The 14,709-nt window shown below is 59.0% G+C and carries 16 protein-coding genes and 1 tRNA gene; 16 read left to right on the top strand and 1 reads right to left on the bottom strand.

From position 1 onward, the window contains the following. Positions 1–91: 91 nt before the first annotated feature. The 13 genes from miaB (at position 92) to LHF31_RS07940 (ending at position 10,147) form a co-directional block, all read left to right on the top strand. The gene (gene miaB / locus LHF31_RS08000; protein ID WP_298004067.1) at positions 92–1,408 is read left to right on the top strand and encodes a tRNA (N6-isopentenyl adenosine(37)-C2)-methylthiotransferase MiaB; all 1,317 of its coding nucleotides are present in this window, start codon (positions 92–94) and stop codon (positions 1,406–1,408) included. A gap of 52 nt (positions 1,409–1,460) precedes the next feature. After that, a complete protein-coding gene (locus LHF31_RS07995; protein WP_298004070.1) occupies positions 1,461–2,192 on the top strand; it encodes a M23 family metallopeptidase in 732 nt (243 codons plus the stop codon). 101 nt (positions 2,193–2,293) lie between these two features. Next, positions 2,294–4,045: a beta-galactosidase family protein gene (locus tag LHF31_RS07990; RefSeq protein ID WP_298004073.1), complete on the top strand. Its 1,752-nt coding sequence runs from the start codon at positions 2,294–2,296 to the stop codon at positions 4,043–4,045. Beyond that, positions 4,042–4,713 (top strand): SDR family NAD(P)-dependent oxidoreductase, encoded by a 672-nt coding sequence (locus LHF31_RS07985; RefSeq protein ID WP_298004076.1) that lies wholly within the window; start codon positions 4,042–4,044, stop codon positions 4,711–4,713. Before LHF31_RS07990 ends, LHF31_RS07985 begins: the two co-directional genes overlap by 4 nt. 27 nt (positions 4,714–4,740) lie before the next feature. Beyond that, on the top strand, positions 4,741–5,538 hold the full coding sequence (locus LHF31_RS07980; protein WP_298004079.1) for an AAC(3) family N-acetyltransferase: 798 nt from the start codon (positions 4,741–4,743) through the stop codon (positions 5,536–5,538). A 140-nt stretch (positions 5,539–5,678) separates the two neighbouring features. After that, on the top strand, positions 5,679–6,743 hold the full coding sequence (locus LHF31_RS07975) for an endonuclease NucS domain-containing protein (RefSeq protein ID WP_298004082.1): 1,065 nt from the start codon (positions 5,679–5,681) through the stop codon (positions 6,741–6,743). Between the two features lie 9 nt (positions 6,744–6,752). After that, positions 6,753–7,010, top strand: coding sequence for a hypothetical protein (locus tag LHF31_RS07970; protein ID WP_298004085.1), 258 nt, complete (start codon positions 6,753–6,755; stop codon positions 7,008–7,010). 19 nt (positions 7,011–7,029) lie between these two features. Continuing rightward, positions 7,030–7,434 (top strand): hypothetical protein, encoded by a 405-nt coding sequence (locus LHF31_RS07965; RefSeq protein WP_303774064.1) that lies wholly within the window; start codon positions 7,030–7,032, stop codon positions 7,432–7,434. A 24-nt stretch (positions 7,435–7,458) separates the two neighbouring features. Continuing rightward, complete coding sequence (locus LHF31_RS07960) at positions 7,459–8,166, top strand: hypothetical protein (RefSeq protein ID WP_298004091.1); 708 nt, start codon at positions 7,459–7,461, stop codon at positions 8,164–8,166. Positions 8,167–8,237: 71 nt separating this feature from the next. Further along, a tRNA-Pro gene (locus LHF31_RS07955) sits at positions 8,238–8,311 on the top strand. Between the two features lie 68 nt (positions 8,312–8,379). Beyond that, positions 8,380–8,703, top strand: a complete 324-nt coding sequence (locus tag LHF31_RS07950; RefSeq protein WP_298004094.1) for a hypothetical protein — start codon at positions 8,380–8,382, stop codon at positions 8,701–8,703. Positions 8,704–8,730: 27 nt separating this feature from the next. After that, positions 8,731–9,471 (top strand): dolichyl-phosphate beta-glucosyltransferase, encoded by a 741-nt coding sequence (locus LHF31_RS07945; protein WP_298004097.1) that lies wholly within the window; start codon positions 8,731–8,733, stop codon positions 9,469–9,471. Then, positions 9,449–10,147 (top strand): ribonuclease HII, encoded by a 699-nt coding sequence (locus tag LHF31_RS07940; protein ID WP_298004100.1) that lies wholly within the window; start codon positions 9,449–9,451, stop codon positions 10,145–10,147. The genes LHF31_RS07945 and LHF31_RS07940 overlap by 23 nt, the downstream gene beginning before the upstream one ends. Before the next feature lie 48 nt (positions 10,148–10,195). Here LHF31_RS07940 and LHF31_RS07935 read toward each other — a convergent pair whose 3' ends face one another. Then, the gene (locus tag LHF31_RS07935) at positions 10,196–11,137 is read right to left on the bottom strand and encodes a hypothetical protein (RefSeq protein WP_298004102.1); all 942 of its coding nucleotides are present in this window, start codon (positions 11,135–11,137) and stop codon (positions 10,196–10,198) included. Positions 11,138–11,433: 296 nt separating this feature from the next. Here LHF31_RS07935 and LHF31_RS07930 point away from each other — a divergent pair, with 296 nt between their 5' ends. The 3 genes from LHF31_RS07930 to rlmB are packed head-to-tail and all read left to right on the top strand — an operon-like array spanning position 11,434 to position 14,702. Further along, positions 11,434–12,522 (top strand): PIN/TRAM domain-containing protein, encoded by a 1,089-nt coding sequence (locus LHF31_RS07930; protein WP_298004104.1) that lies wholly within the window; start codon positions 11,434–11,436, stop codon positions 12,520–12,522. 18 nt (positions 12,523–12,540) lie between these two features. Continuing rightward, complete coding sequence (cysS, locus tag LHF31_RS07925) at positions 12,541–13,947, top strand: cysteine--tRNA ligase (protein ID WP_298004107.1); 1,407 nt, start codon at positions 12,541–12,543, stop codon at positions 13,945–13,947. Next, entirely contained in the window at positions 13,944–14,702 is a 759-nt protein-coding gene (gene rlmB / locus LHF31_RS07920; RefSeq protein ID WP_298004109.1) for a 23S rRNA (guanosine(2251)-2'-O)-methyltransferase RlmB, read from the top strand. Before cysS ends, rlmB begins: the two co-directional genes overlap by 4 nt. Positions 14,703–14,709: the final 7 nt, after the last annotated feature.

Here is a 14,709-nt window from a genome sequence, read left to right as displayed (position 1 = left end):
GGATACAGAACAGAGGCTGTTCTGGAAGATCCCGCCAGACGCCTGCACCGAATCCACCCAAACCAGTCTGAATTTGGTATAATTTCATCCTATGAAGTACCATATCTGGACAGAAGGCTGTCAGATGAACGTGGCAGATTCTCAACGGGTGGCTTCGGCGCTCGAGCACCTCGGCTATTCGGTCACGCCCAGACCCGAAGAAGCCGATGTCATCGTGCTGAACACCTGCGTGGTGCGCCAGTCCGCCGAGGATAAAGCCTACGGCAGGCTGAACTCCCTGCGCCCGTTGAAGGAGAAGAACCCGCATCTGGTGATTAATTTAATGGGTTGTCTGGTGGGCATCCGCAACAACGATGCCCTGCGCAAACGCTTCCCCTTTGTGGATGTGTTCTCGCCGCCGTCCGACCCCTCGCCGCTGGTGGCATTCCTCACCCAGTCGGAGGTGCGCGCCATGGAAGAAAGCGCCACCGCCACCCGCTACGCCTACATGGACGGCGACCTGGTCCTGCCCGAAGCCGAACGCGGCAAACTGGTCTCGGCGCACATTCCGGTGGTGTACGGCTGTTCGCACGCCTGCACCTACTGCATCATCCCCTACCGCCGCGGCATTGAGCGCAGTCGTCCCCCTGAGGACATTCTGGCAGAAGCCCGCGCGCTGGTGCGCCAGGGCGTCAAAGAGATCACCCTGCTGGGACAGATTGTGGACCGCTACGGCAAGGACAACCCCGACTATCCCACGCTGGCAGGCTTGCTCATCCGCCTGAACGAAATGGACGGGCTGGAGCGCATCCGCTTCCTCACCTCGCACCCCAACTGGATGACCGACGAACTGCTGGACGCGGTTGCCAGCCTGCCCAAGGTGATGCCTCACATCGAGGTGCCGGTGCAGGCGGGCGACGACACCGTGCTGGAGAACATGAAGCGCGGCTACACCGCCGACCAGTACCGTGCGCTGATTGCCCGCATCCGCGAGCGCATTCCCGGCGTCTCCATCGCCACCGATATCATCGTGGGCTTCCCCGGCGAGACCGAAGAGCAATTCATGAACACCTACCGCCTGCTGGAAGAACTGCGCCTGGATGTTGCCCATCTGGCGCGCTACTCCCCCCGCCCGGGCACCGTCTCGGCACGCCGCATGAAGGACGATGTCCCCGCCGGGGAAAAAATGCGCCGCTTCCGCATGCTGGAGGAACTGCAGGAACGCATCGCGGGCGAAATCAACGCCCGCTATCTGGGCGAGACCGTGCCGGTGCTGTTCGAGGAAAAGGTGAAACAGCGCTGGAAAGGGCGCACCCCCACCAACAAACTGGTCTTTGTCGAGAGCGAGGAAGACCTGCGCGGACACATCCGGGACGTACACATCACCTGGACGGGTCCGTGGTCCATGATCGGCAGTTTGAAGAAATAAATTTCTGAGGAACACCGCGCCGGGCGCCTGCCCTGCGCGGCTTTTTTTCTCCATGCGCAAAGTCCTGTTTTTCTTGCTCATCCTTGCCGCCTTTGCCGCCGCCGCTCTGGGCGCGTGGGCAATTCGCCGCACCGTGCAGGGCAGTTCCACCCGCGACCAGCGGGTGATTTCCTTCATCCGCAACCCCTCAGCCCACGCCGACTGGGCGCTGGACGCCGGCACGCAGTGCCCGGGCGCCTCCTTCCGCCTGCCCACGCGCGGCTTTATCGGCTACGTGTGGAATGATTCCTTCCGTCCGGGACATCATCACACCGGGCTGGACATCTTCGGCGGCACCGCCCCGGGAGAAACCCCCGTATACGCCGCCGCCTCCGGCTATCTGACGCGTCTGCCCGAGTGGCGCTCCAGCCTGATCATCCGCATCCCCCGCGACCCGCTCCAGCCGGACCGGCAGATCTGGACCTACTACACCCATCTGGCAGACCCGCAGGGCACCCCCCTGATTGACCCTGCCTTCCCGCCGGGCACGCAGGAAGTCTTTGTGGAAGCGGGCACTCTGCTGGGCTATCAGGGCAACTTCTCCGGCACCCCGGGCACGCCGGTGGGCGTACACCTGCATTTCTCCATCGTGCGCGACGACGGCACCGGACGCTTTCTCGACGAGCGGGAAATCGCCAACACCCTCGACCCCTCGCCGTACTTCGGCATGAACCTGAACACCGAAACCCTGCAGAACGGCATCCCCACCTGCCTGCCCACCGACTCAGACAATGTTTCCCCCTGAATTTTGCCCCCATTTCCCCGAATGGGCGTCAACTGGAGCCAAACTTACGTTAAAATAAGGGTACACATTTCTCTGGATAAAGGCATAAAGAAGAAATCCCTATGTCCACTTTAACAATCGAGGATGACCATTTTGAGTTAGACGGAGAGCCCTTCCGTATTCTCGCCGGGGCAATGCATTACTTTCGCGTGCACCCGGCGTACTGGAAAGACCGTTTGCTCAAACTCAAAGCCATGGGGCTCAATACGGTGGAGACCTACATTGCATGGAATCTGCACGAGCCTCATGAGGGGGAATTTCATTTCGGCGACTGGCTGAATATCGAACGCTACATTGAACTGGCAGGCGAACTGGGACTGTACGTCATCGTGCGCCCGGGTCCCTACATCTGCGCCGAGTGGGAGATGGGCGGTCTGCCGGCATGGCTTCTCAAAGACCCGCAGATGAAACTGCGCTGTATGTACCAGCCCTATCTGGATGCAGTGGAAGCCTACTTCAGCCAGTTGATGCGCCGGCTTGTGCCCCTGCAAAGCACCCGCGGCGGTCCCATCATTGCCATGCAGGTGGAAAACGAATACGGCAGTTACGGCAACGATACCCGCTACATCAAATATCTGGAAGAACTCCTGCGCCAGTGCGGGGTAGACGTGTTCCTCTTCACCGCCGACGGCGTCAGCGACGAAATGATGCAGTACGGCGGTCTGCCGCACCTCTTCAGGGCGGTGAACTTCGGCAACCGCCCGGGCGACGCCTTCGACAAACTGCGCGAGTACCAGACCACCGGTCCCCTGCTGGTGGCGGAATTCTGGGACGGCTGGTTTGACCACTGGGGCGAGCGCCATCACACCCGCTCGGGGGGAGAGGTTGCCCGCGTGCTGGATGATTTACTTTCCGAGGGTGCTTCGGTCAACCTGTACATGTTCCACGGCGGCACCAATTTCGGCTTCATGAACGGCGCCAACGCCTTCCCCTCTCCCGGTTACGCCCCCACGGTGACCAGTTACGACTACGACGCCCCGCTCAACGAGTACGGCGAGATCACCCCCAAGTACCACGCCCTGCGCGAGGTCATCGGCAGGTACGTGGACCTGCCCAAAATGCCCGACTTTGCACCGGTGCACCGGGAAGCCTACGGCAAGGTGGAACTGGAGGAGTGGGCGCCCCTGCTTGCGCAGGTGGATGCGCTCTCCACCCCCGAGTACAGCACCGCCCCCCTGCCCATGGAGATGTACGACCAGAACTACGGCTTCATCCTCTACGAGACCCAGTTGACCGGTCCCCGCGAAGAAGCCCGCCTGATCATCCGCGGACTGCACGACCGCGGGCATGTCTTTGTGGATAACGACCTGGTGGGCATCGTCGAGCGCGAAAATCACGCCCGACCGCTGTCCTTCTCGGTCATTGATCAGGGAGTGCGCCTGCGCATTCTGGTGGAGAACATGGGACGGGTCAACTACGGTCCCGACCTTGCCGACCGCAAGGGCATCACCGAGGGGGTTTTGCTGGGTCAGCAGTGGCTGTTCGGCTGGACGGTTTATCCCCTGCCGCTGGATGACCTCTCCGCCATCCGTTATCTGCCCGGTGAGCCGGAAGAATTTCCAGCCTTCCTGCGCGGCACCTGGACCATTCCCGGAAAACCCGCCGATACCTTCCTTGCCCTGCCGGGATGGACCAAAGGGGTGGTGTGGATCAACGGCTTCAACATCGGGCGTTACTGGAAGCGCGGACCGCAGAAGACGCTCTACGTGCCTGCCCCCCTGCTGAAAGAAGGCGAAAACGAAATCGTGGTGCTGGAACTGGATGATCTGCACCGTCCGGTGGTGGAATTTCGCAACCATGCGGAGTTAGGATGAGCCCGCTGACAGTTTTAATCACCTCAGCCGGGCGCGAACCGGCAAAATCCATTGCTCTGGCGCTGGCGGAACCCGGCGCGCGCCTGGCGCTGACCGACCTGACCCCCATGGGGCTGGAAGAGACGGCGGCGCTGGTGCAGGCACAGGGGGCAGAGGTCTCCACCCACGTTGCCGACCCCTCCAAAGGGCTGGCGGTGCGCATGCTGATTGACGAGGTGCTGGAACGCTGGGAGACGCTGGACGCGCTGGTAAACTGCCCGCTGGCACAGCCCACTGCGGGCATTCTGGAACTGGACGAGTGGGACTTCCAGCGCACGCTGGAAAGCAACATCGGCGGTCCGTTCCTCATGCTTCAGGCGCTGGGACGCATCTGGCGCGAGGAAGGGCGCGGCGGCACCATCCTGCACGTCATCACCGGCGGCGGGGCGCGTCCGCCCGGGGCGGGAAAATCCGCCTTTGCCGCCAGTCAGGCGGGCTTGCGCGCGCTCACCCGCTCTGCCGCCGAACTGGCGCCGCTGGGCATCCGCGTGCTGGGGCTGTGTCTGGAAAGCGTCAACCCGCGCGGCGCGTTGATTACGGCGCAACTAGCGGCACAAATCCTGCACGGTCACACCCAGGCTGAACCCGGCACGCTGTTCGAGGTGGATAATACCGGCGACTGGGCATAACGCATTAACCCCGGGGAGGAAAATCACATGCTCTCATTCCGCGATCTGGTTCAGACGTTTCGCTCGCTGGGGCTTTCACCCCGGCAACCCGTTCTGGTGCACGCTTCGCTCTCCTCGTTTGGAGAGGAGATTCGCGGCGGCGCCGATACCCTGCTGGGCGCCCTGCTCGCCGTCAGCGGGCGGGTGATGACGCCTGCCTTCACCTACAGGACCATGATCATCCCCGAGGCTGGACCGGAAAACAACGGCTTGACCTACGGCTCGGGCAAAGACCTGAATCAGATGGCAGAGTTCTTCCTTCCCGACATGCCCGCCGACCCGCTGATGGGCATTCTGGCAGAGACGGTGCGCCGTCACCCGCAGGCACAGCGCTCCATGCATCCCATCCTCTCGTTTGCGGGCATCGGGCTGGAGGAGGTGCTTGCCGCGCAAACCCTGGCGGAGCCGCTGGCGCCCATCGGCGCGCTGACAAAGATGGACGGCGAGGTGGTGCTGATCGGGGTGAACCACACCGTCAACACCAGCATCCACTACGCCGAGGCGCTGGCTGGCAGGCAGGGCTTCATCCGCTGGGCGCTCACCCCCCGGGGGGTGTGGGAATGCCCCGGCTTTCCCGGCTGTTCCGACGGCTTCGACGCCGCCGCCCCTCTGCTGGAAGACCTCACCCGCCGCGCAAGCATTGCCCGGGCGGTGGTACAGGTCATCCCGCTGGCGCCCATGCTGGAGCGCCTGCGCGAGGTCATCTGGCAGGATCCCCTGGCGCTGCTGTGCCAGCGGGAAACGTGCGAACGCTGCGACACCTACCGCCGCCTTGCGGTAGGGTAGAAAAGAGGAGTAACGATCTTCCGGAAAAACAGAATAGTTCATGTTTTTTCGGATAAACGTGTGGTTTTCAGCAGTAATTTAATTGGGAAGGATGGCTTATCGGGTAAGGGAAACCGTTATCTTTGAAATTCGAGGAGCCGATGAAAATATACAGTATCACACCCGATGATAAGTTTATAGAATGTGCTGAGATTGGATTTCATGATGAACACCATGAATCCGTTTTAGAAACCTGGCTTGAAAATAATCCAGATAAGATCATTGAAAACGGCAATTTGTTAATGATTGGGCGACAGGTTGCAACAAATCTTGGGGGGTTTATTGACCTGCTCGCCATCGACAAAGAGGGCAATTCAGTCGTTATCGAACTGAAGAGAAACCGCACTCCCCGAGAAACGCTGGTACAGGCTCTTGAGTACCTGTCCTTTGTTGAAAAATTAGGCTATGAGCAGTTGGACGAAATTTTCAGAAAATATGCAGGTGATGAAGTCATAAATCTTGCCCAGTATCATCATGAGTATTTCCATTTAGACACTGACGAAGCAGTTGTATTCAATAAAGAGCAGCGGATTGTAATTATTGGTCAAAAAATCACACCCGAAATTCGTCAAACGTCCACTTTCCTGCGAAAAAAAGGCGTAAGGGTCACCTGTGTAGAGTTTACCTTTTACAAAGCCGATGACGGATTAAGGTTGTTTTCCACAAATATCGTCGTTGGGAACGAAGCAGATAATATTTCTACTATCACATCGGGTTCATTGCCCCGAATTTCTGAAAAAGCCTTTTTCAATTCGGTAGACGCAAACGGTAGATTCATTTTTGAAAAATTGCTGACATGGGCGAAATCGAAATCGTTTCCAATTCACTGGGGCATTAAGGGTTTCTCACTGAATGTCAATTTATCCGGTAATCACGTGGTTTTTTGTTTTGGGTATCCACCAACATCTGTGTTTCAGCAATCCATATATACGGCTCTTTTTGGACGCGGCGGTTTATCAGGCAAAATAGATATTTCAGAACAAGAACTGCAGGCTTTATTTGAAGAAGCACAGAATTCTGGTCTATTTCAGCCCGCAGGTAGAGAATTAAAGTGCCAGATAAATCGAAAATTCTCAGAGAAGGAAATCGAGTGGTTGTTTGCGTGGCTAACTAAAGTAACACAAGCCATTGAAAAACATGGATTAAAAGGCGAGAGTGAAAAATAAACCTGTCTTATGAATTCTTCCCTCCTTGTTATTGTGCTCACACTGATCATTTTTGTTGCCATTCTGATTGTACTGGGCGTACTGCGTAAAGAAAGAGTGGACCCGGGAGAAATCCGCCGGAAGCAACTGGGTTTTCATCCCCTTGAATCTCCACCGCAAGAACTCTTTAACCGCATTCGCGCCTTGCAGCATAACGATACAGCAAACCTGCAAATCATCCGTATAAGTCAAAAAAAAGACCCTGGACGGGGATTTATATCTCTATGATGGGGTCTTGAACAGCGATATGAAACTGGAAGATCGATTGGTTGCAGTTTCTCCATTCTTACGACTGCCCCATTTTGCCCTGATGCAAATGCCAGACCTGGATGACAGACTGGGCAACATCATGAACAGGCTTGCGGATTCCATGATTGGATGGGCTTCCAACTTCAGAGGATTGCAACGTGTCCATCTAACCGCCTTCCCGGAATTTGACCGAAAATTCATCTTGCTTGGCGAAAACCAGGAAGAGGCTGAAACCTTTTTCAATGCGGAACGGGTGCAAATCTTTTCCTCCCTGGATGCAGGCATTGCAATGGATGCTTTTGGGGATTCTCTTCAAATCACGAGGTATGGAAAACATAACGGCGATACCCTCAATGTAGAGATTGCCACGGCTATTAAACTCATGCAGAATCTCCGCAGTTAAGGCAGATACCCGCAGGAGAAACAGATGGATTTTACCGTTTCACGGACATTCAGTTCGCTTTATATCTTCCTTGACATCATCTGGTTATTGTTTTTTGCCGCTTTCCTGCTTTACTTTAGACGAAGGCTGGCTGTCATTGTGGGACTGCTGGCGGGTGTGGTCTATTTTCTGGTTGATTTCGGGATTTTCTACAAACTTCTCGGCACACGAGAGGTTTACGGCGCAGATCCTTTCTGGTTCCTGCTGTGGTTGAGCATGAGTTATGGGTTTACCAATTTCGCATGGATATGGCTTTTACTGGACGGCGATGGTCATGCGGTCGAATGGTCCCTTTTACCCATCCTGGGGTGGATCACCGTTGGGCAGTTGAGTCATAACTTCGGGGGCGGGTTTCCGGAAATAACCATCTCGCGCGGCACAGGGTCCTATCACGGCGTCATGGCGCTGATTCTTTGTATCGGCTATGCCTTTATCGTCTTTCGAAACCTGAAGGGAGGAGAAAAAGTAAACATCCTCTGGTTGCTGGCAATCGGCATTGGCGTTCAATTTGCCTGGGAAGCCGCACTGCTGATTAACGGCATCCGCCCGCCTCTCTGGCAGCCTGTTGTTGTAAATTCACTCATTGAAACCAATCTTGGATTGCCGTATACCTGGTATATTCATAAACGGGTGAGCCGGCGCTGGAATGAAGACCTGTCAGCAAAGCCGTTGCATACCGGTTCCCTGCGCTAAAAGCCTCTTCTTCCCCCTTCTTAAGGGCTTCTTGACGGTTTCGCCCGATTCGGATTATACTCGTACATGCCCGGGGTGTAGCGCAGTCCGGTAGCGCACGTGCATTGGGGGCATGTGGTCGGCGGTTCAAATCCGCCCACCCCGACTGAATTCAACCAACCGCCGGGTTTGCTGGCGGTTGAATTCATATCCAGACAGGAGCATGGAAGCCTTATGGGAAAGGCACCCCGCAAAGTGGATGCAGTTGTCGAAGCCGTCCATTACACCCCTGAGGGGAAGATTGATTTCGTCCGTCTCCATGAACGTCGGGGCGCCGTGTATGGCGATCACATTCTGGTGCGCCGCGAGGAACTGATCCAGCGCCTGCGCGCCCGGCAGGTGATCTACAGCGGCAAACGTCTTGCCCCCTGGGGCAATCAATTTGAGTTGGGCGCGCCGGTCACCCTCGTCTCCCACAACGGCGCTGAATGGGTGCGCTGTGGCGATGGCGACACTGCCGAAGCGCGGGATGTGCTCAAGGGCGTCCCCATTCTGTAACGGGCGGGTATCGCCGGGCAGGCAACCGTGAGCGCCCCTTTCCTCTCCATCATCCTTCCCGCCCACAACGAAGAACACCGTCTCCCCCCGGCGCTGGAGGGTCTCCACGCCTTCCTTTCCGCTCAACCGTTTGCCTTTGAGGTGGTGGTGGTGGAAAACGGCAGTACCGACCGCACCCGCGAGGTGCTGGCAGAGTACGCCGCACGCTTTCCCTATATCGTTCCCCTCACCGACGAGCGGCGCGGCAAGGGCTTAGCCGTTCAGCGCGGCATGCTGGCGGCGCACGGACAGTACCGCATGTTCTGCGATGTGGACTTCTCCATGCCCGTGGAGCAGATCTCCCGCTTCATCCCTCCCGCCCTGCCCGATGTGGAAATTGCCATTGCCTCGCGCGAAGCCCCCGGCGCGGTGCGCTACCACGAGCCCATCCTGCGCCACATCATCGGGCGCGGCTTCAACACGCTGGTGCGCTGGGTGGCACTGCCCGGCTTGCAGGATACCCAGTGCGGCTTCAAGTGCTTCCGCGGCGACATTGCCGATCGCATCTTCCCCCTGCAGACCCTGCACGGCTGGACATTTGACGTCGAGGTGCTCTTCATTGCCCGGCGCATGGGCTACCGCGTGGTGGAAGTGCCCATCCCGTGGTACTACAACGCCGAGAGCAAGATTCGCGTCCTGCGCGACTCCTACGCCATGTTTGCCGATTTAATCCGCATCCGCCTGAACGCCCGCCGGGGGTTGTACGATGGCGCGCCAGCCCCTCGCTGACCTTCCCCCTCTGCCCACGCTGGAATTTGAGCAAAGCCTCTGGCAGGCAGGTGTCTTCCCCACCGCCGGTCTGGATGAAGCCGGACGCGGCGCATGGGCGGGACCGGTTGCCGCCGCCGCGGTGATTCTGCCCCCTGACGATGCCGATTTACTGAAACACCTGCACGGCGTGCGCGATTCCAAACAGATGACCGCCAGAGCCCGCGAGGGGTTCGCCGCCGTGATTCGCGAGACAGCCCTCGCCTGGGGAGTGGGCTTTGCCAGCGTGGAGGAGATCGAGACCCACGGCATTGTCCCGGCAACCCGCCTGGCGATGATGCGCGCCCTGCAGGAATGCGCCCTCTACCCCCGCCACCTGCTGATTGACGCCCTGCGCCTGCCGGAGATCCCCCTCCCGCAAACCAGCCTGATCAAGGGCGATGCGCGTAGTTTAAGCATTGCCGCCGCCTCGGTGCTGGCAAAAACGGCCCGCGATGCGCTGATGCGCGACCTTGCCCGCCAGTATCCGCAGTACGGTTTTGAGGTGCATAAGGGGTACGGCACCGCCCGTCACCGCCGTGCGCTTCAGCAGTGGGGTCCCTGCCCCCTGCACCGCCGCACCTACCGCCCGGTGATGCACCTGAGCGACCTGTGGAAAGCCTCTGCCGCCCCGCACCCTGAACCTGCTGAACCCTGATTCACATCCTTTTTACACCTGCCTTCTGGAAAGATCCCATCCGGAAAATTAGCCGGGGGCGGTCAGGATTTCGCGGCGGCGCCTGTGCAGGTCGACTTCTTCCCGCTCCAGTTGCCGGTAGCGCTGGTTGAGCCGGTTCAGCGCGGCAATGAGGTCAGCGTGCCGGTCACGGGCGCGATCCAGGGCGGCAGAGACTTTACTTTGCACCCACGCGTCCACCAGCAAACCGTCGGCAAAGATATCCAGGAAAAGTTCCAGCCCGCCCACCTGCAGATCAGAATCGGATGAAGACTGCACATCGCGCAGTTCGCGCTCAAAACGGTTGAGAGCCCTCTGCGCCTGTTCCAGCAGGTCGCGGGCATCTCGAATGCGCGAATGCTTGAAGACACTTACCAGCCCTCCGCCTCCCAGTATGTCCCACACGCCCAGCCCGCTGGCGCTCTCCAGCGCCTCAATGGCTTCCTTCAGCCTGTCCAGCGCATCCAGTCCTGCCTGCAGTGCCTCACCAATCTCGCGCTTTTCGGCGTGCAGGCTTTGCTGGCGGCGGTTGATTTCCTGCAGTTCCGCGCTCAGGGGGTGCCGGGCAGAGAGAAGCGCCTGTTCCTTCTGGAGCATCAGGTTTTCAAAAGCATCTTCCACCCCCATCAGTTGCGCCAGTTGCGCTTCCAGTTCCGACAGACGGGCTTCGGCTTCCTGTACCGCCCGCCGCGTCTTTTGCACCTGCCCTTTGAGCCGTTGAAGGTCCTGGCGCGCCTGCGCCGCCTGCTCATCACGGTCTCCCAGCAGACTGTGCCAGCCCGCCTGCAGAGAAGCGCCTTCCAGCGCCTGCAGACGCGCCGCCGACTTTTGCAGGCGATCCTCCAGATCATCCAGATCCTGACGCAGACGCCAGAGCACTTCCTCCGTGGTTTGCTTCTCTTGCATCAGGGCATTTTTTCGTTGCAGGGCTTCCGCCGTCTCCGTCAAACGCCGATTGAGTTCTGTGAGCATATCATCCCGTCCCTCACTTAAAAATAACATATCGTCAGCGAAAAGAAAGCCGTCTTGACCCTTTTTTGACCTCTTTTGCAGTTCGACGCTGTTCACCGCTTGTCTGCCGGAGAGACCACCGCAGGGAGCGCCTCGAGTGGAGAAGCAACAACACCCGGCGGCTTTTCATCTGCCGAAGGGCGAGGGGAAAAGGGCACATTTCTCATTGACGAACCCCCTCAAGGCATGCTATCATCCAGAATACCAGCAATTATCTTCTTATTTTTTTCTGCACCTTAAAAAAGGAGGAATTATTCATGAGCGCTGATTTTGTGGCTCGCTTGATCGGCATGATCGTCTTTTCCATCCTCGGCGTATATCTGGGCACTCACCTGGGCAGGCTGGCAAATGAGACCCCCGGCGAGTTCATTTTTTCTGTGGAACAGTACGCCTTCACCATCGGCATGGTTGGCGCGTTGATTGGACTCATCCTGACCCCTTATCTCACCACTCGCCCCATTAAATCTCTGCGCATGCAGTTGAGCCGCCTGTCCACCCGCTCCCTGCTGGCATCGCTGATCGGGCTGATCGTGGGCTTGATTATCGCCGCCCTGCTGTCGTTTCCGCTCTCGCTGTTGCCCGCCCCCTTCGGGCAGGTCATGCCTTTCATCGGCGTGCTGGTGATGGCGTATCTGGGCGTCTCGGTGTTTGTCACCCGGCAGGATGACCTCTTTACCCTGATGCAGGGCTTTTCGCGCGGCGGAGCCCCCGGCATGGCGGGCGAGGGGGGCGCTCCCATGGCAGAACGTACCATCTTGCTGGATACCAGCGTCATCATTGATGGACGAATTGCCGACATTGCCCGCACCGGTTTTCTGCCCGGCTCCCTGCTCATCCCGCGCTTCGTGCTCAACGAACTGCAGTACATTGCCGATTCGCCAGACGCCCTGCGCCGTCAGCGCGGCAGGCGCGGCATGGAGGTGCTCGCGCAACTGCAGAAAGAGCCCGGCATCCCGGTGCGCATCACCGATCTGGATGTGGAGGGTGTGCGCGAGGTGGATGACAAACTGGTCATCCTTGCCCGTCAACTGCGCTGTCCCATCCTCACCAACGATTACAACCTCAACCGCATTGCCGAACTGCAGGGCGTCACCATCCTCAACATCAATGAACTGGCAAATGCGGTGAAGTCGGTCCTGCTCCCCGGCGAGATGCTTCAGGTGCGCGTCATCCAGGAAGGCAAAGAGCCATCTCAGGGGGTGGGCTACATGGATGACGGCACCATGGTGGTGGTTGAGAATGGACGCGACTACATGGATCAGGAAATCAATGTGGTGGTGACCAAAGTTCTGCAAACCGCCGCCGGGCGCATGATTTTTGCCCGTCCTGAACGCGAAAACGAATGAAAAAAGAGGGAAAGACCTATGGCTTTGAAAATTTATAATACCCTGACCCGAAAGAAAGAACCCTTCGAGACCATCGAACCGGGTAAGGTTCGTATGTACGTGTGCGGTCCGACGGTGTACAACAAAGCCCATGTGGGGCATGCCATGTCGGCACTGGTGTTCGACATCATCCGCCGCTATCTGGAATACCGCGGCTATGAGGTCAAACACGCCATGAACTACACCGACGTGGACGACAAAATCATCCTGCGCGCCAGCCAGTTAGGCATGGATCCGTTTGCGCTGGCGGAGATGCACATTCAGGAATACCGCAAGAATCTGGAAGACCTCAACGTCCTTCCGGCAACCATCAACCCGCGCGCCACGCAGGAAATTGACCAGATCATCACCATCATCCAGGGCTTGATCGAGAAGGGTTATGCCTACGCCGCTCCCAACGGCGATGTGTACTTCCGAGTAACCCGCGATGAGGATTACGGACGCCTCTCCGGCAGAAAACTGGACGAGATGCAGGCGGGCGCGCGCATCGAGGTGGGCGAACAGAAGGAACATCCCATGGACTTTGCCCTGTGGAAAGCCGCCAAACCCGGCGAACCCGCCTGGGACAGCCCCTGGGGCAAAGGACGCCCCGGCTGGCACATCGAGTGCTCGGCGATGAACCTGCACCACCTCGGCGAGCAAATTGACATCCACGGCGGCGGCAACGACCTCATCTTCCCGCACCACGAAAACGAGATTGCCCAGTCCGAGTCCTACACGGGTAAACCCTTTGCCCGTTACTGGGTGCACAACGGCATGCTCCAGTTCGGCGGCGAGAAGATGTCCAAGTCGCTGGGTAATCTGGTGACCATTGACGAGTTCCTCGCCAGACACGATGCCGATGTCCTGCGCCTGATGGTGCTCAACTCGGGCTACCGCGCTCCCCTGACCTTCAACGACGAGGTCATCGAGCAGACCGAACGCGCCCTGGAGCGCCTGAAATCTGCCCTGCGTCCGGCTTTGCCCGGGGCGGCGGGCATTTCCGCCGAGGCGGTCAAGGCGCTGGAAGAGGCGGCGCGCGCCGCCCGCGCAGGCTTTAAGGAAGCCATGGACGATGACTTCAACACCGCGGGGGCGCTCAGCCATCTCTTTGAACTGGTGCGCGCCATCAACACCGCCCGCACCGAGGGCGCTACCGATGAACAACTGGCGGTGGGTCAAAACGTCCTGCGCGAACTGGCGGGGGTGCTGGGTCTGCGTCTGCGCATGGAAGAGGGAAAACCGCAGGAAGCCGCCCCCTTCATTGACCTGCTGGTGGAGGTGCGCAGCGAACTGCGCAAGCAGAAACTCTGGGCGCTCTCCGACATGATTCGCGACCGTCTCGCCGCGCTGGGCGTGACCCTCGAAGATACCCGCGAAGGCACCCTCTGGCGGTACGAGAAGTGAAAGAGTGGATCAGCGGTAGAAATGCCGTTTACGAAGCCCTGCGCGCCCGCCGCAGGCAGTTCTTCCGCCTGCTGATTGCCAGCGGGGTGGAAGAAAAGGGCAGGGTGGAAGAGATTCTTGCCCTGAGCGCCGCGCGGCGGGTGCCTGTTTCCCGTGTTCCCCGCGCGCAACTGGACAGTTTGAGTGAGAGTCATCAGGGGGTGGCGCTGGAGTGTTCGGGCTACCCCTACGCCACCCTGCAGGATATCCTCGCACTGGCGCGTCAGCGCGGCGAGCCCCTGCTGGCACTGGGGCTGGATTTAATCCAGAATCCGCAGAATCTGGGCACGCTGTTGCGCAGTGCCGAGGCGGTGGGGGTGCACGGGGTGGTGATTCCGCTGGCGCGGGCGGCAGGCATCACCCCTGCGGTGGTGCAGGCTTCTTCGGGCGCCAGCGAGCACTTGCTGGTGGCGCAAGCCAACCTGGCACAGGCGCTGGAAACCTTCAAGGAAGATGCCGATGCCTGGGTGGTCGGGCTGGAAGGCTCGTCCGAAGCCCAGCCTTACGATCGCGTGCGCCTGGATGGGGCGCTGGTGCTGGTGGTGGGCAATGAGGGGGAAGGCATGCGCCCGCTGGTTCGCCGGCACTGCGACGTGCTGGTAAGTTTGCCCATGCGCGGCAGGATTGAATCGCTCAACGCCGCGGTGGCAGGTTCCATCATGCTCTACAAAGCGCTGGAAGCGCGCACCCGTCGGGAAGAAACCGCTCCGCGATAACGCCGCC

The sequence above is a fragment of the Anaerolinea thermophila genome, assembly GCF_020723905.1.
In the GTDB taxonomy this organism is placed as follows: domain Bacteria; phylum Chloroflexota; class Anaerolineae; order Anaerolineales; family Anaerolineaceae; genus Anaerolinea; species Anaerolinea thermophila_A.
This window is presented reverse-complemented; position numbering and strand designations above follow the sequence as displayed.